Source organism: Pseudomonas sp. 1 R 17 (assembly GCF_900067035.1).
Classification (GTDB): domain Bacteria; phylum Pseudomonadota; class Gammaproteobacteria; order Pseudomonadales; family Pseudomonadaceae; genus Aquipseudomonas; species Aquipseudomonas marginalis.
Genome location: NZ_FKLB01000034.1, coordinates 1 through 19,811 on the forward strand (window position 1 = coordinate 1; position 19,811 = coordinate 19,811).

Here is a 19,811-nt window from a genome sequence, read left to right on the forward strand (position 1 = left end):
CCACCGAATCGCCCGACACCGCAAGCCGATGCGCCAGCGAATGACTCCAGCCAAACCCCAACCCGACATCCACTTCCACCGCACTGGTGCGATACAACCGTGTCCACTCGAACGGCAAGATTCCATCCAACGTGCCGTCGGTGAGGGTGAGCAATTCCTCCCCGGTAACCATCGACACGGGGCAGCCGTTGGTGACGGTCTTATCCGAAGATGCCGTCGCATCCCCGTTCGGGTTCTTCCCTGAAACGGGCACATCATCGACAGGCTCCTGCCTGACCAACACCGTCTGCTGAGTCTTCCTGCGAACCGCCGGCACCGGGTTCGAAACCACATGCTCCCCAACCTTCAACGGCGCAACCGGTACAGCCTTGATCGCTGTCGCGGGGCCACCGAGCAGCAAAGGCTTCAGCGCCTCGACATGCGCGTCCAACGTCGGCCCCACCAACTGATCAGCCAGCCTCTCCAGCCACTTGTGCGCTCGTCCGGATTTGATATGTCCCAGCACCTGAGCGCCCAGGCGAATCTGCACGCCCATGCCACGGGTCGCCCAGATCAGGAATAGATTGATCAGTACCTCACCGGTGATCTCGCCCAGCACTTCATACATCTCGGGCGGCGGTAGCAGGCGTAGCCAACTGACCATGGCCGACAGGTAGATAAACAGCAGCGGCTCATCGCTGAGCACCAACAGCCCCTTTGCGATGGCGTCGTTGCCCAGCCTCAGCAGTTCATCGAGTTCAGTCTGGGAGATGTAGGCCAACAACTTCTGGCTGTTGGCCTTGAGGTCCGCCAGCAAGTCATACAGCTGCGTAACGTTGTCCCACAGGTTGTAGAGCGCCTTGGCCATCCCGCTTGAAAACGCCAAACCTTGCATCGCGCTACGTTCGGGCGGCGTGGCGTTGGCGAAGTCGTTCCATTGGGGCTGGAAGGTCTTGGTCCATTCGTCACGCAGGCGACTTTCCAACCCCGCGATCACCGATTGATAAGACGCATACAGCGCCTTGACGTGATCCCTGGAAACGTTGGGGTAGAAACTGATTCGGTACGGCTGGTTGCGATCACACTCGGTGATTTCGAGGATGCCGCTGGGACCGATGGTCCGATGGAGTGGTGCGCCGAGCGGGCTGCCGTCCTGGGCAATGGCTTGCAGCATCACCGGCGTATTGCCGATCGGTACAAACCGAGTGCTTTCGAACATATGCACCAGGGTCAGCGATCCCTGGGCATCGCAGCTGGCGACGGTGTTACTGGGGGTTTTGGAGGAAGCCGGCGCCACCAGCGCCACCTCTTCCCCAACTTTGAACACCTGATCCACTTCCAGTGCCGAAGCGCTCAAGAACCCCTCGGCCCACTCATCAAAGGTATTCAGGCAACCGCGAAAGTCACGAAAGACGCGCTCAACGTCCGGCGCCTTGGCATCCATGGGGGCCAGGACAAAGCTGGCAATGACGGGAATCAAGAGGCAGCCCCGACAACCAGGGCATTAACGGGTAGGTGCATCGGCGGTCCCTCGCACTGAATGATCAGGCGAGAGACTTTGGAGAGGTTCGTCAGGTAAAGAAGTCGGCGCTATTCGCCAGGACGGCTAGGAGGGTTCGCCAAGACTTCGGGTAAACGCAGAGTCGATCGTAGGAGTCGGATTACAGGTGGAGAAGCCCTACAGCTTCAGTTGCCCAATCGCCTTGCTCAACTCACCAGCCAACGTTGCCAGCTCATTGCTGGTGGTCGCCGAATCCACAGTCTGTTGCACGGTGTTCTCGGTCACATCACGAATGCTCACCACTGCGCGGTTCATCTCTTCGGCCACGTGGCTTTGCTGTTCGGCGGCGACGGCGATCTGGGTGTTGCTTTCACGCATTTGCGCCACGGCGCTGGTGATTTCGGCGAGCGCTGTGCCGGCTTCCAGGGCTTGTTGTACGCAGTCGTCGGCCTTGAACGAGCTTTCCTGCATGAAGTCCACCGCGTCGCGGGTGCCGGCCTGCAGAGCCGAGACCATGCGGGTGATTTCGTCGGTGGAGCTTTGCACGCGCTTGGCCAGGTTGCGCACTTCGTCGGCGACCACGGCAAACCCACGGCCCATTTCCCCGGCGCGAGCCGCTTCGATGGCGGCGTTGAGGGCGAGCAGGTTGGTCTGTTCGGCGATGCTGTGGATCACACTGACCACGCTGTTGATTTTCTGGCTGTCCTCGGCCAGTTTCTGGATCATTTCGGCGGTCTGTTGCACGCCGGAAGACAGGCCGGCGATTGAGTGCTGTACGCGGGTGACCACGTCCTGACCGCTGCCAGCGAGGGTGTCGGCGGCCTGGGACAAGTCGCGGGTGGCACCGGCATGTTGGGCGATGTGGTAGACGGTGGCGGTCATTTCGTTGATGGCGGTGGCGGCCTGGTCGGTCTCGCTTTGCTGGCCAAGCATGCCGTGTTGTACCTCGTTCATGCTGCTGGCCAATCGAGCGGCACCCTCGTCCAGAAGCTTGGCGGTGCGCGCCACGGTGCTGACCACGCGCTGATAACCGGCTTGCATGGCATTGAAGGCGCTGGCCATCTGGCCGACTTCATCCTTGCAGGCCAACGGCACGCGGGCCGACAGGTCGCCGGTTTTCTCCACGTGCAGCATCACGTCCTTGAGGGTGTTGAGTTGGCTGAGCAGGAAGCGGATCAGCAATTGGGAGGCGCAGAGCATCGCCAGCATCAGGATCAGCACCGCCACGGCATAGTTGGCGAAGCGTTCACTGAATACCTGGCTCAGGCTGGGGGCGTGGGCGAGCACGGCGATGTATTGCCCATCAGGGCGGGCGATCACTTCGGCGCCCATCAGCGTGTTTTCGCCGAACAGCGGCATGGGGTTGAGTTCGACCCAACCCGTGTTGCTGCTCAGGGCTGACAGATTCTGATCGGCCAGCTGTGGGACTTGGCCGCGGGCAAACGTCAGCCAGTGCTCGCTCTTGGGCAGGGCCTTGTCGGCCGGCCAGGCTCCGAGCAATTGCGCCTGGGCCTGTGCCGAGGCCTGGGACGCATGGCTGCGCGATTGCTGTTCGAGATGCACGGCGTACAGCACCAGGAGCAGGGTCGTGATAAAGGCGACCGCGTTGACGGCCCAGAATTTGTATTTCAGCGAGATATTGCTAAGCCAGGCACCCATGGAAGGTTTTCTCTGATAGCGGAAACAGCATTGGCAAGGTGCCATTATTGTGCCGCTACTCAGCAAAGCGGTTTTGACATGGGTCAATGCACCGCATCAATCCACGGCAGGCAGCCCAAAAAACGCGCGGGCACAGGCGGTGCTGTGCTGAGCCAGGTCCTCGGCCGTTTCGTTGCGGTGCAGGGCGACTTCGCGCAGCACTTCCGGTAGGTAGGCGGGTTCGTTACGGCCGTTTTTCGGCTTTGGACGCAGGGTGCGCGGCAGCAGGTAGGGCGCATCGCTCTCCAGCATCAGACGACCACGGGGAATTTCCCTGACCAACGGATGCAGGTGCGTCCCACGGCGTTCATCACAGATCCAGCCGGTAATGCCAATGTGCAAATCGAGATCGAGGTAGCTGAACAGCGCCGGTTGTTCGCCGGTGAAGCAATGCACCACGGCGGCGCTCAGGTGGTCGCGGTAGTCCTTGAGGATCTCCAGCAGACGCTGGTTGGCGTCGCGCTCATGGAGAAACACCGGCAGTTTGAGCTCAACCGCCAGAGCCAAGTGCTCTTCGAGGACTTTTTCCTGTTGCGGGCGCGGAGAGAAATCCCGATTGAAATCCAGCCCGCATTCGCCCACCGCACGTACGCGGCTTTCGCTGAGTAAACCGCGCAGGCGCCTGGCGCTATCGCCGTTCCAATCGCTGGCGGAGTGGGGGTGGATACCGGCCGTGCTGAACAGGCGTTGGCCGCTGTCATCGAGGTTGACGCACAGTTCCAAGGCCTGTTCGCTGCCGTCGACGCTGGTGCCGGTGAGCACCAATTGTTGCACTCCGGCGGCATAGGCGCGGTCGAGAACGGCCTGGTGCTTCTCGTCGAAACTGGGGTTGGTCAGGTTGACGCCGATATCAATGAGTTGCATGGTGCTATCTCCGCCTGCGGCCGGAAAGCATATCAGAGCTGTAGATTTATAAGAAAAACGAAGAACTACAACGAGTTATAGCTGTCTTTGAACGTCGCAAGTGACATCGTGGTTGGCTGCACGCCTTGCACTGTGCCACCGTTGCGCGTCTTGCCAGCGCTTAAAGCGCTCTGTATCTGACCCCCAACGCCTCGTTTTTCGCGAGGGTGTTGGCCAGTATTCTTTCCGGAGAGCGGATGATCCGACCCTCGGTGTTGCTTATGTTGTGCCTGACGCTGCTGCTGCCCGCGGCGGCGTTCGCGCGTCTGGACGGGCCGCTGGAAGTGACCAGGCCCGGCAAGGTGCGCGACCTGGCGGAGATTCGCTCGAGTCGCACCCTGCGTGTATTGGTCAACCAGAGCCGTAACAGTTCCGGCGAGGTCCAGGGCCAGGCCATCGGTGTCGAATACCATCGCCTGCGTGCGTTCGAGCAATACCTCAATGGCCACGCCCGTGATGGCCAGGAAATCAACCTCAAGATCATTCCCAAGGCCAAGGACCAACTGCTCGGCGCACTCGCCCGTGGCGAAGGTGACCTGGTGGCCCCCGGTGAATTGCTGGATGTGAAGGCCGCACACAAGATCAGCACCAGCGATCCGATCGCCAGCGGTGTGCCGTTATGGCTGGTGGGGGTGAAGGGTGAGCGGCGGTTTACCAAGCTGGAGCAACTGTCCGGGCGCACCCTGGCGCTGACCACCGGCAGCGCGGCGGCGGATGCCATCAGCCAGGTCAACCAGAAACTGGCCTTGCACAAACAGCCGCCGGTCAAGGTGGAATGGGTGGACCCGACCCTGGCGGTGGAGGATGTGCTGGAGATGGTCCAGGCGGGTATTTTTCACCTGACTATTGTCGAGAAACCGATTGCTGAGCGCTGGTCGAAGATCCTGCCCAAGTTGCGCTTCGACAAGCAGGTGGCAATCAGCGAACCGGGCGACGAGTACTGGTTTGTGCGCCAGGACGCCTCGATGCTGCGGGCCAGTATTGATCGATTTCTCAAGACCTATCGCACGCCGTCCGACCAGGATGTGGCATTCCAACGCATCTATCGGCGCCTCTACCAGGTGCGCAACCCACTGGCCCGTGTCGACCGCCAGCGCCTCGAAAAGCTGCGCCCGGTATTGCAAAAGCACGCCCGTGAGCAAGGCATGGACTGGCTGAACCTCGCGGCGCTGGCGTTCAAGGAGTCGGCTTTTGACCCGGGTGCGCGCAACAGCGGCGGCCCTACGGGCCTGATGCAGATCACCCCTTCGGCAGCGCAGCGGGTGGGCGTCAACAACATCGAAAGTCTCGACAGCAATGTGCAGGCCGGCGCGCGTTACCTGGCGTTGATCCGTCGTAAATTCTTCGCCAGCCCCAAGCTCAACGAGCGCGAGCGCATGGCCTTCGTATTGGCCGCGTACAACATGGGGCCGGAGCGGGTGCAGGGCATGCGCACCGAGGCCAGGCGCCGGGGACTGAACCCCAATCAATGGTTCTTCCAGGTGGAGCGCATCGCCATGGAGCAGGTGGGGATGGGGGGCGTCAGCTATGTTAATAGCGTCAACAAGTACTACTTGGCGTTTGATCGGGAGCGAGAGTCCCTGGAACCGCCGGCGCCGAAAATCGCCTCGAAATAATCTATTTTTTCGATGTTAATCAGGCATTTTTTCGGCTTTTATCATTATTTAAACTGATTAATATAGCGGCCAACCAACCCCTACTTCGAAAAGGATCCACCCCATGAGCCCAATGATCAAAAGCGTACTGTCCACTCGTGCCGGCTACGGCCTGACCATCCTGCGCATCGTCGTCGGCATCATCTTTGCCGCCCATGGTTCGCAAAAACTCTTCGGTTGGTTTGGCGGCTATGGCCTGGCGGGCACCGCCCAGTGGATGGAAAGCATTGGCCTGGCGCCGGGTACCCTGATGGCGCTGCTGTCGGGCGGAACCGAGTTCTTTGCCGGCCTGGCACTGATCATCGGTTTGCTGGTACGCCCGGCGGCATTGGGCCTGACCATTCTGTCGCTGGTGGCGATCTTCTCGGTGCATATCCATAACGGCTTGTTCATGGCCAACAACGGTTATGAGTTCGCACTGGCCCTGCTGGGCGGCTCCCTGGCGGTGCTGCTGGAAGGTGCTGGCAAACTGTCTGCCGACCGCGCCATCGCCAACTGACACCGGCACAAAACTCTGAAAAGGCCCACCACTGTGTGGGCCTTTTCGTTGCTCGGGATTCTTGACACCGCCCCACCGGCTTCTCTAGGATGCTGCCCATGCGCCGATTTAAACAGCTAATTGCGGGGCGCCACTGGGTCTCATCAATAGGGCCCGACAGAAGCCTGTTCTCCCCTGGGGAGGCAACTTCGAAATACCGCTAAAGCGCTGGTTCGGTGTTGCCTCTCACCTGCCCGCAGACTTTTGAGGCAGAGACACGACACGATGAATGCACTACGCCCCCTGATACGCCTGGCCCCGATCACCGCGGACCTCACCCAACGCAATCCAAAAATCCTCCTGGGCGGCAAGCATCAGCCTACGCTCTTACGTTATCTGGACGGGTGGCCACGTCGCAGCGGGCGGCCATCGGCATTCTTGATTCAGTTTGTGGAAGATGGCGATTCTCTTGCCCGGTTTGCGAATAACAGCTTCGATCTTGCGGTTATCCAGGCCCCCAGCGCGAGCGACGCGCAGGAAGTCATCCGACAATTGACCCGCATTGCCCGGCAGGGGCTGATTGCCAGGCGTTGAACTCAGTAGAGCGCGACGCCCGCCTGTAGTCGACGCCGTCGATTGCACAGGAAAACCACCCAGGCAACCAGGCATAGCATCAGGGGTATCGCCAGTGCCACGAGCATTTTTATGGCGAACTCCAGGCGATGTACTTGCGCGTATGCCTCGGCTTTCAAGGCATGTAATTCCATTGGCAAGCGCAGTCGCTCCTTGTTGAGTGCAACCAATTGGGTGGTGGTGTCCACGGTCTGGGAGCCGAGCTGCACCTCCGTTGGGCGCAGCATTTGCCATTCATGTTCTGTCCGTAGCAGGCGTTGTTCCAATTCAGTCGCCTTCTGCGTGTAGGCGTGTACGGCGCTGTCGCGCATCCGTTCCAGCCTGTTTGGCGATCTTTGCGCCGACGCGTGCGGGCGAATATTGGTCAGTACATCACCGGCGGACAAGTTATCCAGCGTATTCAAGATAAACAGTGTGTTGCTGTCGGGCGCTGGGCTATTGACTTGATCCGTGAGCAAATCAGTGTCGGCGACTACCACCACATGGATCTGCGCCGCTTTTTGCACAGCTGCCGGCTGTCCTTCCACGCCATCGAGGAATGCTGAATAGGCAGGCCCCTCTATACGGGCTGCAATCACATGGCGTTGTGTTTGGCTGGAGGCCTCATCGGCCGTTGAATCAAGCTCGGTTGCTGAGGCAAGCCGGTCGGTTTCCTGCAACTCGGATTGCAGGGAGCTTTGCAGGAGAGGGGTCAGGGTCGTGCGGCCTTTCTGGCGGCGAAACAGCACGCCGCTGCTTGATACCGTCACGTTATTCAATTTCCAGGTGCTCGGATCGCCTGTGTTCATTGCCTGCCGGGGCAGGATCAATCTGCCCGGATGCTGCACTGTGAACTTCCCTTTCACTGGTGTGTGCGACGCCGCGTAGCGGTGATCGAGCAGAAACTTGTTCGCCGGCATCTGTATTCCCCAAGCGGCAAGCAAATCAGTCAGTCGGGTATTGGCGGATGGGGGGGTCGAGCTTTGCTCGCTAAACGGGTCGATAAATGCCATCAATTTACCGCCCTTTAAGACAAATTGTTCAACCGCATATAACGACTGCTCAGGCAGCGCCTGTGGATGCACGACCATGAGCGTCTTGACCTGTTCCGGCACGCGCTCGGTGGTTGCTCCCAGATTGACCAGATTGAAATGTCGCTGCAGTTCCTTCAACAATCGGTCCGCGGATTCTCCCATCGCCAGCCCTGACAGCAGTCCGATAGCGGGGCGCTCCGGATGCTGCAACTTGTAGATCAAATGACTGATTTCATATTCGAGCAATGGCTCACGATCCAGGCTGAATGATTCGATGCGTTGCGCTCCATAGCCGGCTCGGGTGCCGATCAGGCCCATGAATCCCGCATTGTCGTCGAGGCCAAACAATCTGGCTTTGTAGGCGTCCTCTGAAAAAGGTATGGGATCAATAAGGTGCAGGTTGATCATGCCTTTTGCTGCTTTTTCGTACTCCATCAACCGGTCTTCGATGCGCTTGCCATAGCGTTTCAAGGTGTAGCTTCGTCCAGGGCTGTCATGGGCATTGAAATAATACAAATCCACAGGGTTTTCCAATGACGCGAGTAACTGTCGTACTTGAGGCGATAGGGTATGCGTTTTTCCTTGTGAGAAGTCCCATCGGATATTTGGAATTTTTCCTACCCAAACTAAGTTAAACGCCAGGAATAGTAACAGGATAACAGTGAGTGTCATGCCGGTGCGCAGAGTAGGTCGCATGGAGGGCTTTCCTTCTCAGCTGTGTCTATAGTTGAGAGTGACGGTCGTCGCTGCGAGAAAGGCCAAGATCATGCTGATGAAGTAAAGCATGTCACGAAGCGTGAACTTTCCATTGTCGATAGCGCTGTACCTCGAAAAAGGGCTGAGGGAGACCAGACTGTCCACCGCCCAGGTGGGGGCTTGATGTTCAAGTGCATCGAGTAAATAAGAGAGTGCGCTGACGATAAGCATAAAGCCCACAGTCAGTATGAAAAGGGCAGTGCGTTGCCGCACCAGTGTGAAAATAAAACAGCCGACGGCTAGATAACTGCCCGCCAGCAGCCAACTCGATATAAATTGCGAGGCAATAACGCTGTTGTCCGCCACTCCCAGGTAGTTGGCAATGATCACGAGAGGGAAGGTCAATATCAGGGCTGTGGCCGCCACGACCCAGGCTGCTAGAAATTTGCCGATAACCCATTCAAACGTGGTGATGGGTAATGTTTTCATCAGGTCGAGAAAACCGGCATTGGACTCGTCCGACCAGAGTTGTGCCGCCAGTACTGGAATCAGCAATAAATAGAGCCAGGGGTGTAGCTGGAAGAAAACCTGCAAGTGACTGCTGTCCTGTTCTGGCCAGGCGCTCATGTGCAACCCCAATGCCACGGACAGTACTGAAAAAATGGCAATGCTCAGATAGGTGCCGGGTGTACCGGCATAGTGGACGAGTTGACGCTTGAATATGACGGGCAGCAGTTTCAAAGGGGGGTCTCTCGGCTCAGATAATGAACTACGTCGCTGAGGCGACCAGGCTCCAGGCTCAGTGAGTTGATTTTCCAGCGACGATTGGCAATGAGCGTATTGATATGGGGGTAGATGGTGTGCCCCGGCATGGCCAGGACGGTCACCGTGCCGGGTGCATGCCGATGTTCTTCGATGCCTGCCACCCCCGGCAGTACGGCGAGAGCCAGCAGGTCCAAGGGTGCATCTGCGGCGAGGGTGACCGCCTGGAAATGGCGAGAGTCGCGTTGCAGATCTGGCATGGGGGTATCGGCCACCAGGCGATCACCTGCGATAACCAGGGCGCGCGTACAGAGTTCGGATAATTCATCGCAGTGTCGGGAAGCGACGATCACGGTCATGTCTTGCGTCAATGACTGGATGAGGCTCCTGAATTTGTATTTCTGATCAGGTGCCAGCCCCTCGGTCGGTTCATCCAGTAATAGCAAGGCAGGGGTGTGCAGGATGGCCTGGGCAATGGTGACTTTGCGCTTCAAACCGATGGAGAGAGCCTCGAGGGGAGCGTTGAGCACCGGCAACAACTCCAGTTGCGTAGCGGCATAGTCCACCTGTGCGCGTTTTTCGGTGCCGCGCAGTCCGCGAATGGCCGCGATGTAGTCAAGGAATTCTTTAACCGACATCGTAGGATGACTGACGCATCTGTGAAGTTGGTAGCCGATAAGTTTTTTTGCTCTTAATGGATGGGCTTTAGTATTGAAGCCTTGGATGTTTATATGCCCGCTGGAAGGCGTGGTCGAGCCCGATATTACGTCGAGAAGGGCCGTTTTAACTGTAGGATTTTCTCCGAATAGTCCCAGGCATTCCTGTTTGTTTGCGCTGAATGAAAAATCGCTGATTATTTTCTTATTGTTTAAATGTTTTGTCAGGTTGATGATTTCGATCATTTAGCGTGGTGTGGTCGTGGAGGGAGAGTTTGAAAAGGGTACGAGCAATATCTGTTTTTGGGAACGCCGCTCAGCATTAATAGGAAAAGTCCTACGTGCGCGCTAGGCACGTCGCTGAAACAATTGTTTTGTGTTTTTAACCTTTAATTATTGAGTGATGGTCTGAAGGTTATAGAGACTTTTCGAATTTTGTAATGAGGCCCGATCACCATGATGCTTCTACGTACCCTTGTTCTTGAACGCGATGGTCAAGATGCTCCGGTTAACGGTGCATTGCTCTGTGGGTTTGCTGTAGGCCAGATTGCCTCCAACTTTCTTGTTTATAGCTTGGATGAAGAGGTTGAGCCGGCGAGTTCCAGGGTGTATGTCGCAGCCTTGCGCAAAAAACTTGATCGGTATTTTCTGGGGGGAGTGGAGTCCAAGGAGGACCTGCATGTGGCAATGCATGTTTTCAAGCAAATTCTCACCTCGGCGGCGGCAGGCACTAAAGCGGGTGTTACCGAAACTCAGGTGCCTTATCATTTTATCGATTTAAAAGGCTGCAAGCTGCCGCCTGCGAGGCCCGAAGAGCATCATTCGGTGATCATCAAGAAGGCCCTGGTGATGAAAGTGATCTCCCTGGGAATGTCTGCGCCGGTGCTGCCGGCAATCGAAAGTGCTTCATTAATTGTGCCTTCCATTCGTTTCTCATCGAAAATGAGTTCATCTGTCAGGGGGGCGAATCCACCCGAGCCTACTCCGCTTCCCGTACCTGAACCTGTCGTAGAAGAGCCCCGGCAGATGTTGGTCGACGCGCCTGTGGCCATTGTCCAGGATGTACCTGTTGTCCTGAATGAGCCAAGCGCCCCGGCGCAGCCGAAGCTTTCGGCGCCCGCGGACGACGACCACTTGTTTGAAGTAGGCAGTACGCTGACCAACCTGGCTCGTGTTGCTCAGGAGCTGGCCCAACAGAAACTCGCTGCGTCGGAGAGGGAAACCGCGCTTGATCAATGGCAGGCCCGCTTGCAGCAGGAGCAAACCCAGTTGGATGAAAGGGTCCGGGATCTGGAGCAGCGCACCGCTCAACTGCATGACCAGTCCCTGGCAGTCAGTCAGCGGACCGAAGCCCTGAAGGTGATGACCTCGCAAGTCTCGAGTTTACGCCAGAGCTTGCGGGGCGTGCTGCTTGAACTGGATCAGACGTTGGATAGCTAGACAGGCCTGGCTACTTTCCTGGGTTCATTTATCATCAGCGCCAGCGAACCGACGCCTGGATGTGATTTCCTGCCTTATCGGTACCTATGGACATTGCCTGGGGATGCATGCGTTTGAGTACCAAGCTGATAACCAAAGAAGGTCATGAAGCGCTGAAGAAAGAGTTGGATTACCTGTGGCGCGAAAAGCGCCCGGATACCACGCGCAAGGTGACATGGGCTGCTTCCCTGGGGGATCGCAGCGAGAACGCCGACTACCAGTACAACAAGAAGCTGCTGCGCGAAATCGACCGGCGGGTGCGTTACTTGCGCAAGCGCCTGGAAGACATGCGTGTGGTGGAGTACATGCCCGAGCAGGAAGGGAAGGTGTTTTTCGGCGCCTGGGTCGAGATTGAAAACGAACAGGGCGAGACCAAGCGTTTTCGTATCGTCGGCTATGACGAGATTTATGATCGGATGGACTATATCTCCATCGATTCACCGATGGCCCGTGCGCTGCTGCGCAAGGAAGTCGACGATGAGGCCATTGTGCAGACCCCGGGAGGCGAGGTGTGCTGGTGGATCACCGCTATTGAGTACGTGAAGTAAGCGACGCTGTCCCGCCCCCGGCAAGGGAGGCGGGTCATTGGCCGCTCAGCCCTCGCGCAATACCGTCAGCGGGCTCGCATTCAGCGCACGGCGTGTGCCGAACACCCCGGCACCGCCGATCAATGCGGCGCCGATCACAGGCAGCAGCAACAGCCAGGGGTGCGGTTGCCAGGCCAGGTCGAAGGCATAGCGGTACAGCACCCACGTCACCAACTCGGTACCCAGTGCCGCCAGCAAGCCGCTGACTGCGCCCAGCAAGCCAAACTCGATGCGCCGCGCCTTGACCAGCAGCTTGCGCTCCGCGCCCAGTGCCCGGAGCAGTGCACCTTGGCGAATACGCTCATCCAAGGTGGCTTGCAGGCCGGAGAACAGCACCGCCATCCCAGCGGCCAGCACAAACAACAACACGTACTCCACCGCCAGTGTCACTTGGGCGAGGATGCTGCGCAGTTGCTCCAGCAGCGCCTCGACCTGCAGGATGGTCACCGCCGGGAAGGCGCGGGACAGATCAACGATCTGCTGATCATGCCCTGGCGCGAGGTAGAAGCTGGTCAGGTAGGTGGCCGGCAGGTCCGTCAAGGTTCCCGGTTGGAAAATCATGAAGAAGTTCGGCTGGAAGTTATCCCAGTTGATGGTTCGCAGGCTGGCAACCCGCGCCTCACGGTTTTCCCCGGCGATGGTGAACACCAGGTGATCGTTCAACTTGAGCTTGAGGCTCTGCGCGACCTTGGCTTCTACCGAGACTCCGGGCATTCCATCGGGGGGTTGTTGCGACCACCATGAGCCTTCGGTCAGGGTATTGCCTGGCGGCAGGTCGGCGGCCCAGGTCAGGCTCAAGTCGCGTTGTACGGCGCGGTCACCGCTGGAGTCCTTGCTGACTATTTCCTGTACCGGCTCGCCATTGATACTGATCAACCGACCTGGCACGACCGGGTACAGCGGCGCGGATTGCGCCTGCACTTCCAGCAGGCGGGCACCAAAGGCGTCCTTATCGGCCGGCAGGATATTCAGGGCGAAATAGTTGGGGGCGTCCTTGGGCAGCTGGTTTTGCCAGGTGTCCAGCAATTCGCCACGCAGCAGGGCGATCAAGCCCATGGACAACAGGATCAGGCCGAACGCCAGGGACTGGCCCGCCGCCGCCAGCGGGTGGCGCAGCAATTGGCCCAGGCCAAGGCGCCACGGCAGGGACGCCCGGGCCAACAGACGTCGCAGGCTTTGCAACAGCAGCAGAAGCAAGCCCCCCAGAACCAGCGCGGCGACCACGCCGCCGCCCAGCAGGGCGAAGGTCAGCACCAGGTCGAGGCTCAGGCGCCACATGATCAGGCCCAGGGCGAACAACGCGGCGCCGTAGACCATCCAGGTGCTGGACGGGATAGGCAGCAGGTCGCGCCTCAGCACTCGCAGCGGCGGTACGCGACCGAGGGCGGCCAACGGTGGCAGCGCGAATCCCGCGAGAGCAACCAGCCCGGTGCCGATCCCGGCAATGGCCGGCAACAGTTCACCAGGCGGAACATCCGCCGGCAACAGGTCGTGCAGGAAATAGAACAGGCCAAACTGTGCCAGCCAACCGAGCAGGGCGCCGGCCAGGCTCGCCAGCAACCCCAGTACGCTCAATTGCAGGCTGAACAGCAACATGGCCTCGAGTCGCGATAACCCAAGGCAACGTAGCAACGCACTGGCGTCGAAACGGCGGGTGGCAAAGCGGTTGGCCGACAGGGCCACGGCGACGCCGGCCAACAGCACGGCCACCAGGCTGGCCATGTTCAGGTAGCGCTCGGCTTTGCCCAGGGCGCCGCCGATCTGCTGGTTGCCGTCCCGTGAATCCTGAAGACGCTGGTTGGCAGCGAGCCCCGGCTTGATCAGGTCACGATAGGTTTGCAGCGCGGTGCTGGCCTGCGGGCCACGCCACAACTCGCGGTAGCTGACGCGACTGCCTGGCTGGACTACGCCGGTGGCGTCCAGGTCCGCCAGGTTGATCATCACCCTGGGCGTCAGGCTATAGAAGTTGCCGGCGCGATCCGGCTCGTAGGTCAGTACGCGTGCCAGGCGCAAGGTCTTCATACCCACATCGATAGTGTCGCCGACGTTCAGGTCCAGTGCCGTCAGCAGCCGCGACTCGACCCAGGCTTCACCGGGTTTCGGCCCGCCGCCCGGGGTTTCGTCCCCAAAGGGGGCTGCTGCGCTCTTGAGTTGACCGCGTAGCGGATACTGCTCGTTGACCGCCTTGATGCTGGAGAGCTGGATACCATTATCGGTGGCAATGACGCTGGAAAACTCAACCACACGGGCGTGATCCAGGCCCAGTTCGGTCCCGGATCTGATTTGTTCGGGGCGGGCCGGTGAGCTGCCTTCGAGTACCAGGTCGGCGCCGAGGAACTCCGTGGCGCGCAACAGCATGGCGCCGTTGAGGCGGGCGCCGAAATAACCGATGGCGGTGCTGGCGGCCACGGCCACCAACAGGGCGAAGAACAACACACGCAATTCGCCGGCGCGGGCATCACGCAGTAATTGGCGCAGGGCAAGGCTGAACAGGCGCAACAGCGGCAAACGTGCCATCAAGGCTCCAGGGGGGCGACCATCAGGCCGGCTTCAAGGCGGATCAGGCGTCGGCAACGATGAGCCAGGCGCTCGTCATGGGTAACCAGCACCAGGGTCGTGCCGCTTTCTTTATTGAGCTCGAACAGCAGGTCGCTGATGCGCTCGCCGGTGTGGCTGTCGAGGTTGCCGGTGGGCTCATCGGCAAACAGCACGTCCGGTTCGGCGGCAAAGGCGCGGGCAATCGCTACCCGTTGCTGTTCGCCCCCGGAAAGCTGGCGTGGGGAGTGGGTCAGGCGCTGGCCGAGGCCCACGCGCTCCAGCAGGTGTCTGGCGCGTTCGCGGGCGTCCTTGCGGCCATCCAGCTCCAGCGGCAGCATGACGTTCTCCAGCGCATTGAGGCTGTCGAGCAGTTGGAACGACTGGAACACAAAGCCCACGTGTTCGGCACGGATGCGCGCGCGCTGGTCTTCGTCGAGGGTGCTGAGCGCCTGGCCGGCGAGGGTGACTTCACCGCTGCTGGGCAGGTCGAGGCCGGCGAGCAGACCGAGGAGGGTGGATTTACCGGAACCGGAGCTGCCGACGATAGCCAGGCTATCGCCCTTGTTCAGTTCCAGGCTCAGTTCGTGCAGGATAGTCAGTTCACCTTCCGCGCTGGGAACCACTTTGCTGAGGTTCCGCGCGGTGAGAATGCTTGCGCCCATGGAGAATCCGATGCGAATGTGGTTTTTGAGTGCTGGCCTGGCCTTGATGTGCATGGCCCAGAACGCAGCGGCGGGTACAGTCCTGATCGTTGGCGATAGTATCAGTGCCGGTTTCGGCCTGGATACCAGCAAAGGGTGGGTCGCATTGCTGCAGCAACGGCTCAAGAAGGAAGGTTTCGACGATAAAGTGGTCAATGCCTCCATCAGCGGCGACACCAGTGCCGGAGGCCTCGCGCGCCTGCCGGCGGCGCTCGCAGCGCATAAGCCGGACGTGGTGGTGATCGAATTGGGTGGTAACGACGGCTTGCGCGGGCAGCCGCCGGCGCAATTGCAACAAAATCTTGCGTCGATGATCGAGCAGTCCCAGGCCAGCGGTGCGAAGGTACTGTTGCTGGGCATGCAGATTCCGCCCAATTACGGGAAGCGCTATGTCGATGCATTCGCCAAGGTATTCAATGACGTCGCAACGGCTAAAAAGGTGCCGTTGGTGCCATTTTTCCTGGAGGGTATCGGTGGCAACCCGGCGTTGATGCAGGCTGATGGACTGCACCCGGCTGTCGGCGCCCAGGGCAAATTGCTGGAAAATGTCTGGCCGACGCTAAAACCGCTGCTATGACGCTTTTCTACCGGCAGGCTTTCGGCTAAGGTGGCGCCCCCCCGATCTGGAGCCCCCGATGTCGCGTCCTGCCTGGTCCCTGTTTAACTACCAACTGATCGAGCCGGACGAGCAGCTGGATCTGTTCGCCTGCCAGGAAGTGCGGGTGCATCTGGTGACGCGTCAATTGGAACTGGGCGGCTCCATCGATCGCACCCTGTGCGGTACGTTATTGCCGGCGCAGCCGCGTTGGTCCCTGGTCGACCGTTCGATTTTCCAGGACCAGCGCCTGTGCCCTTTGTGCCGGGCGATCCTGGAGTCGCAGAAGCGTGGCACGCCGCCAATCTGGCCCGAGTTGCGTTTCGAGTTGTAGGGGGCAGCTAGAAGTCCGCTTCACGTATACAATCGATTTTTACCTACCCGTCGTTCTGCGAAGGATTTTCCGGATGTTGTCGCGCCTTTCCGTCGTCACCTGCTGCCTGTCTCTTGCTGCCTTGTGTGCGGCCGGTCCTGCCGCCGCCTTGCAGTTGCCCCTGCCGCCACCCGGCGAAGACATCGTCGGGCAGGTCCAGGTGATCAAGGCCAAGTACGAAGACACCTTTGCCGACCTGGGTACCACCTACGACCTGGGCTATTCGGAAATGGTCGCGGCCAATCCGGGCGTCGATGCCTGGTTGCCGGGGGCGGGGACCGAGATCGTCCTGCCGACACGCTTCATCCTGCCGCCGGGCCCCCGTGAGGGCATCGTGATCAACCTGGCGGAATACCGGCTCTACTACTTCCCCAAGGGGCAGGATGTGGTCTACACCTTCCCGCTTGGGATTGGCCGTGAAGGCTGGGGCTCGCCCATTGCGCACACCAGCATCATCGCCAAGACGCCGAATCCGACCTGGACGCCGCCGGCCTCGATCAAGGCCGAGCACGCCGCCAACGGCGACCCGTTGCCCAATGTGGTGCCGGCCGGCCCGGACAATCCCCTGGGGCCGTTCAAGTTCACCCTGGGGACGCCGGGTTACCTCATCCACGGTTCCAACATGAAGTTCGGCATCGGTACCCGTACCAGCCACGGTTGCTTCCGCATGTTCAACAACAACGTACTGGAAATGGCCGGCATGGTCCCGGTGGGGACGTCGGTGCGCATCATCAACGATGCCTACAAGTTCGGCAGCAGCGGCGGCAAGGTCTATCTCGAGGCGCATACGCCCTTGAACGACGATGGCACGCCGTCGGTGGTCGATAAGCACACAGCGGTGATCAATGCCTTGCTCAAGCGTGAAGACCTGGCCAATAACCTGCGGGTGAACTGGGATCAGGTGCGTGATGTCGTCGCGGCCGAAGATGGCCTGCCCACCGAGATCGGTGTGCCAGGTGGTGCACCGATAGCTTCCAGCGCGCCGATCGACCTGCAGCAATAAGCGACTGGCCCGTTCCTGAGCCCGCCACGGCCTTGCGCTGTGGCGGGCTTTTTATTGCGCGGGGTTCTGGGCCGAATCGCAGGCAATAAAAAGCCGATCCAAGAATGGATCGGCTTGATAACAATCCCGAGGGATTATTACTTGCGGCTAGCTTTCTCAAGCATACGCAGAGCGCGCTCGTTAGCTTCGTCAGCAGTCTGTTGTGCTTTTTGAGCAGCAGCCAGAGCTTCATCAGCTTTACGGTAGGCTTCGTCTGCACGGGCCTGGGAGCGAGCTGCTGCGTCTTCAGTTGCAGTCAGACGAGCTTCGGTTTCTTTGGAGACGCTGCTGCAACCGGTAGCCAGAACTGCGGCCAGAGCCAGAGCAGAGAATTTCAGAACGTTGTTCATCGTGTTCCCCTTCAAGGACTTTCTATTAAATGGCTACTTTCTCAGAGTGAGCTAATAGCCGGCGTACATACTACCCATTACTTGTAGTAAGTAAACTGACGTAGCGCAAGAAGCAAAAAAAATTCTTGTGCCGAATCTATTTTGGCTAATCTTTTGGACATTCGTATAAAAACCGTACAGTTTTTTGCAGTCTGATGGAGATTGGATCCAGGCTGAGAAGGCCGGCCCGCATGTGTTAAGCCTTGTAAATAGATGAAATTTTATATATCGAGGCTGACACTTTCGTTTGGCTGGCCTTTACCACGCCCCGCATCTTTTGTGCATGTAGAGGTGACTTTAAGAGCGTCTGTTCGTCTCAAGGTTCAACTGCCGGCAATGTTCAGGCCTTCGATCACCGGTTGATCGAGGCCCTTTCTATATCCGCCAGCGGCAGGGATGACGGGCGCGCCTTGAGCAATTACAGGATTGGTGCCTACTATTCCCTACGTGCTGGTTGTGAGCGCTCAAGGTTTTCTCGTTGTCGAAACCGGCACGGGGTGGCGTAGATGTTCCTTCGCCGGAAAAACATCGGTAAGGTAGGGGTCAGAATCCAAGACCCGCGAGGAGTAGTGATGAGCGAGGCGTTGTCCATCCACCATGACCAGGCTGGTCATCAGTTCGAGACCAATGTGGACGGTCATCGTGCCTATCTGACCTATATGGACCTCGGGAAGCAGACCCTGGACATCTATCGGACCTTCGTGCCCAACGCACTGCGCGGCCGTGGCATTGCAGCTGCGTTGACCGAGGAAGCGTTGAAGTTTGCCGAAGAGCAAGGCTACACGGTGATCCCGTCATGCTCCTATGTCGAACGCTACATGGAGCGCCACCAGCGCCATGCCGCGAAGCTATAACGCACAACATAAAACGCAGCATGAAAAACGCCGGGCTCAGCCCGGCGTTTTTGTGTGCGCATCTTTCAAATACAGGTTCAGCTGCGTTTGCGTTTCGGCAATACGTCCTTGAGCTTGGCGTGCATGCTGCGCAGGGTGTTCTCGGTGGCGGGCCAGTCGATGCAGGCATCGGTGATCGACACGCCGTACTGCAAGTCGGCCAGGTCCTTTGGAATCGCCTGGCAGCCCCAGTTCAGGTGGCTCTCGACCATCAGGCCGATAATCGACTGGTTGCCTTCGAGGATCTGGTTGGCGACGTTTTCCATCACCAGCGGCTGCAGCGCCGGGTCCTTGTTGGAGTTGGCGTGGCTGCAGTCGACCATGATGTTCGGCTTGATCCTGGCCTTGTTCAGCGCCTGCTCGCAGAGCGCAACGCTGACCGAGTCATAGTTGGGCTTGCCATTGCCGCCGCGCAACACCACGTGACCGTAGGCATTGCCCTTGGTGGTGACGATGGAGACGCCGCCTTCCTGGTTGATACCCAGGAAACGGTGAGGACTGGAGACCGATTGCAGCGCGTTGATCGCCACGGTCAGGCCGCCGTCGGTGCCGTTCTTGAAGCCTACGGCCGAAGACAGGCCGGATGCCATTTCGCGGTGGGTCTGCGACTCGGTGGTGCGCGCGCCGATGGCCGACCAGCTGATCAGGTCCTGCAGGTACTGCGGGGAAATCGGGTCGAGGGCTTCGGTGGCGGTGGGCAGGCCCATTTCGGCCAGGTCCAGCAGCAATTTACGACCGATGTGCAAACCGTCCTGGATCTTGAACGAGTCGTCCAGGTACGGGTCGTTGATCAAGCCTTTCCAGCCCACGGTGGTACGCGGCTTCTCGAAATACACGCGCATCACCAGGTACAAGGTGTCGGACACTTCTGCCGCCAGCACTTTGAGGCGCTCGGCGTATTCGTGGGCAGCCTTGAGGTCGTGGATCGAGCAAGGCCCGATCACGACGAAGAGGCGGTGGTCGGTGCCATCGAGAATGTCACGGATGACTTCGCGGCCTTTGGTGACGGTCTGCAGGGCAGCGTCGCTCAGAGGGATTTCGCGCTTGAGCTGATCGGGTGTGATCAGGGTCTCGTTGGATTCGACGTTTAGGTCATTGATCGGTAAATCAGCCATCGTGTTACTCGCCAGGGTCACGGGTGCCGGCCGCCAGCCATCCCCGTGCGGCGGGCACAGCATGATTTGAATGCAGGGGGGAGGAACCTTAGCGCGTAACACGGGCCCGCGACAATGGGCAAAGC

The 19,811-nt window shown here is 59.2% G+C and carries 19 protein-coding genes; 9 read left to right on the forward strand and 10 right to left on the reverse strand.

The genetic code is table 11. The annotated features are described in order from the left end of the window. The 3 genes from BFP99_RS10625 to BFP99_RS10635 form a co-directional block, all read right to left on the reverse strand. The coding region (locus tag BFP99_RS10625; RefSeq protein ID WP_256098120.1) for a DUF6531 domain-containing protein at positions 1 to 1,459 on the reverse strand (1,459 nt) is incomplete at its 3' end. A 198-nt stretch (positions 1,460 to 1,657) separates the two neighbouring features. Then, positions 1,658 to 3,139 carry a methyl-accepting chemotaxis protein gene (locus BFP99_RS10630; RefSeq protein WP_065947237.1) on the reverse strand — a complete coding sequence of 494 codons (1,482 nt, stop codon included), beginning with the start codon at positions 3,137 to 3,139 and terminating at the stop codon, positions 1,658 to 1,660. A gap of 96 nt (positions 3,140 to 3,235) precedes the next feature. After that, the gene (locus tag BFP99_RS10635; protein ID WP_065947238.1) at positions 3,236 to 4,042 is read right to left on the reverse strand and encodes a TatD family hydrolase; all 807 of its coding nucleotides are present in this window, start codon (positions 4,040 to 4,042) and stop codon (positions 3,236 to 3,238) included. Between the two features lie 236 nt (positions 4,043 to 4,278). Here BFP99_RS10635 and BFP99_RS10640 point away from each other — a divergent pair, with 236 nt between their 5' ends. From BFP99_RS10640 to BFP99_RS10650, 3 genes are all read left to right on the forward strand, one after another. Further along, a complete protein-coding gene (locus BFP99_RS10640) occupies positions 4,279 to 5,697 on the forward strand; it encodes a transglycosylase SLT domain-containing protein (protein WP_065947239.1) in 1,419 nt (472 codons plus the stop codon). A 103-nt stretch (positions 5,698 to 5,800) separates the two neighbouring features. Next, positions 5,801 to 6,235, forward strand: a complete 435-nt coding sequence (locus tag BFP99_RS10645; protein ID WP_027606966.1) for a DoxX family protein — start codon at positions 5,801 to 5,803, stop codon at positions 6,233 to 6,235. 264 nt (positions 6,236 to 6,499) lie between these two features. Next, positions 6,500 to 6,808 (forward strand): hypothetical protein, encoded by a 309-nt coding sequence (locus BFP99_RS10650; RefSeq protein ID WP_065924423.1) that lies wholly within the window; start codon positions 6,500 to 6,502, stop codon positions 6,806 to 6,808. Between the two features lie 2 nt (positions 6,809 to 6,810). Here BFP99_RS10650 and BFP99_RS10655 read toward each other — a convergent pair whose 3' ends face one another. The 3 genes from BFP99_RS10655 to BFP99_RS10665 are packed head-to-tail and all read right to left on the reverse strand — an operon-like array spanning position 6,811 to position 10,220. After that, positions 6,811 to 8,556 carry a Gldg family protein gene (locus BFP99_RS10655; protein ID WP_065947240.1) on the reverse strand — a complete coding sequence of 582 codons (1,746 nt, stop codon included), beginning with the start codon at positions 8,554 to 8,556 and terminating at the stop codon, positions 6,811 to 6,813. A gap of 15 nt (positions 8,557 to 8,571) precedes the next feature. Continuing rightward, positions 8,572 to 9,297: an ABC transporter permease gene (locus BFP99_RS10660; RefSeq protein ID WP_065947241.1), complete on the reverse strand. Its 726-nt coding sequence runs from the start codon at positions 9,295 to 9,297 to the stop codon at positions 8,572 to 8,574. Continuing rightward, entirely contained in the window at positions 9,294 to 10,220 is a 927-nt protein-coding gene (locus tag BFP99_RS10665; protein ID WP_065947242.1) for an ABC transporter ATP-binding protein, read from the reverse strand. Before BFP99_RS10665 ends, BFP99_RS10660 begins: the two co-directional genes overlap by 4 nt. 210 nt (positions 10,221 to 10,430) lie before the next feature. Between BFP99_RS10665 and BFP99_RS10670 the strand changes: the two genes are divergently transcribed. Together BFP99_RS10670 and greB are read left to right on the forward strand one after the other, a co-directional pair. Continuing rightward, positions 10,431 to 11,414 (forward strand): hypothetical protein, encoded by a 984-nt coding sequence (locus BFP99_RS10670; RefSeq protein WP_027606971.1) that lies wholly within the window; start codon positions 10,431 to 10,433, stop codon positions 11,412 to 11,414. A 113-nt stretch (positions 11,415 to 11,527) separates the two neighbouring features. Continuing rightward, positions 11,528 to 12,001, forward strand: coding sequence for a transcription elongation factor GreB (greB, locus tag BFP99_RS10675; RefSeq protein WP_027606972.1), 474 nt, complete (start codon positions 11,528 to 11,530; stop codon positions 11,999 to 12,001). Positions 12,002 to 12,046: 45 nt separating this feature from the next. Here greB and BFP99_RS10680 read toward each other — a convergent pair whose 3' ends face one another. Further along, complete coding sequence (locus BFP99_RS10680; RefSeq protein WP_065947243.1) at positions 12,047 to 14,557, reverse strand: ABC transporter permease; 2,511 nt, start codon at positions 14,555 to 14,557, stop codon at positions 12,047 to 12,049. Further along, a complete protein-coding gene (locus BFP99_RS10685; RefSeq protein ID WP_005786391.1) occupies positions 14,557 to 15,240 on the reverse strand; it encodes an ABC transporter ATP-binding protein in 684 nt (227 codons plus the stop codon). The genes BFP99_RS10680 and BFP99_RS10685 overlap by 1 nt, the downstream gene beginning before the upstream one ends. 10 nt (positions 15,241 to 15,250) lie before the next feature. Between BFP99_RS10685 and BFP99_RS10690 the strand changes: the two genes are divergently transcribed. The 3 genes from BFP99_RS10690 to BFP99_RS10700 all read left to right on the forward strand — a co-directional run bounded on the left by BFP99_RS10690 (position 15,251) and on the right by BFP99_RS10700 (position 17,250). After that, complete coding sequence (locus BFP99_RS10690; protein ID WP_027606974.1) at positions 15,251 to 15,856, forward strand: arylesterase; 606 nt, start codon at positions 15,251 to 15,253, stop codon at positions 15,854 to 15,856. 58 nt (positions 15,857 to 15,914) lie between these two features. Next, a complete protein-coding gene (locus BFP99_RS10695) occupies positions 15,915 to 16,208 on the forward strand; it encodes a hypothetical protein (RefSeq protein ID WP_003172705.1) in 294 nt (97 codons plus the stop codon). A gap of 73 nt (positions 16,209 to 16,281) precedes the next feature. Then, a complete protein-coding gene (locus tag BFP99_RS10700; protein WP_065924428.1) occupies positions 16,282 to 17,250 on the forward strand; it encodes a L,D-transpeptidase family protein in 969 nt (322 codons plus the stop codon). Between the two features lie 137 nt (positions 17,251 to 17,387). On the opposite strand, the gene oprI is transcribed toward BFP99_RS10700, so the two are convergent. Then, positions 17,388 to 17,639 carry an outer membrane lipoprotei OprI gene (oprI, locus tag BFP99_RS10705; RefSeq protein ID WP_003172710.1) on the reverse strand — a complete coding sequence of 84 codons (252 nt, stop codon included), beginning with the start codon at positions 17,637 to 17,639 and terminating at the stop codon, positions 17,388 to 17,390. A 611-nt stretch (positions 17,640 to 18,250) separates the two neighbouring features. Here oprI and BFP99_RS10710 point away from each other — a divergent pair. Continuing rightward, entirely contained in the window at positions 18,251 to 18,532 is a 282-nt protein-coding gene (locus BFP99_RS10710) for a GNAT family N-acetyltransferase (protein WP_027606976.1), read from the forward strand. 77 nt (positions 18,533 to 18,609) lie between these two features. On the opposite strand, the gene BFP99_RS10715 is transcribed toward BFP99_RS10710, so the two are convergent. Beyond that, positions 18,610 to 19,686, reverse strand: coding sequence for a 3-deoxy-7-phosphoheptulonate synthase (locus BFP99_RS10715; protein WP_065947244.1), 1,077 nt, complete (start codon positions 19,684 to 19,686; stop codon positions 18,610 to 18,612). Positions 19,687 to 19,811 lie beyond the last annotated feature (125 nt).

Bases quoted from the DNA above. Each gene is read 5' to 3' on its own strand.
- BFP99_RS10630 (WP_065947237.1), bottom strand. From the start codon at position 3,139: ATGGGTGCCTGGCTTAGCAATATCTCGCTGAAATACAAATTCTGGGCC.
- BFP99_RS10635 (WP_065947238.1), bottom strand. From the start codon at position 4,042: ATGCAACTCATTGATATCGGCGTCAACCTGACCAACCCCAGTTTCGAC.
- BFP99_RS10640 (WP_065947239.1), top strand. From the start codon at position 4,279: ATGATCCGACCCTCGGTGTTGCTTATGTTGTGCCTGACGCTGCTGCTG.
- BFP99_RS10645 (WP_027606966.1), top strand. From the start codon at position 5,801: ATGAGCCCAATGATCAAAAGCGTACTGTCCACTCGTGCCGGCTACGGC.
- BFP99_RS10650 (WP_065924423.1), top strand. From the start codon at position 6,500: ATGAATGCACTACGCCCCCTGATACGCCTGGCCCCGATCACCGCGGAC.
- BFP99_RS10655 (WP_065947240.1), bottom strand. From the start codon at position 8,556: ATGCGACCTACTCTGCGCACCGGCATGACACTCACTGTTATCCTGTTA.
- BFP99_RS10665 (WP_065947242.1), bottom strand. From the start codon at position 10,220: ATGATCGAAATCATCAACCTGACAAAACATTTAAACAATAAGAAAATA.
- BFP99_RS10670 (WP_027606971.1), top strand. From the start codon at position 10,431: ATGATGCTTCTACGTACCCTTGTTCTTGAACGCGATGGTCAAGATGCT.
- BFP99_RS10680 (WP_065947243.1), bottom strand. From the start codon at position 14,557: ATGGCACGTTTGCCGCTGTTGCGCCTGTTCAGCCTTGCCCTGCGCCAA.
- BFP99_RS10685 (WP_005786391.1), bottom strand. From the start codon at position 15,240: ATGGGCGCAAGCATTCTCACCGCGCGGAACCTCAGCAAAGTGGTTCCC.
- BFP99_RS10690 (WP_027606974.1), top strand. From the start codon at position 15,251: ATGCGAATGTGGTTTTTGAGTGCTGGCCTGGCCTTGATGTGCATGGCC.
- BFP99_RS10695 (WP_003172705.1), top strand. From the start codon at position 15,915: ATGTCGCGTCCTGCCTGGTCCCTGTTTAACTACCAACTGATCGAGCCG.
- BFP99_RS10700 (WP_065924428.1), top strand. From the start codon at position 16,282: ATGTTGTCGCGCCTTTCCGTCGTCACCTGCTGCCTGTCTCTTGCTGCC.
- oprI (WP_003172710.1), bottom strand. From the start codon at position 17,639: ATGAACAACGTTCTGAAATTCTCTGCTCTGGCTCTGGCCGCAGTTCTG.
- BFP99_RS10710 (WP_027606976.1), top strand. From the start codon at position 18,251: ATGAGCGAGGCGTTGTCCATCCACCATGACCAGGCTGGTCATCAGTTC.
- BFP99_RS10715 (WP_065947244.1), bottom strand. From the start codon at position 19,686: ATGGCTGATTTACCGATCAATGACCTAAACGTCGAATCCAACGAGACC.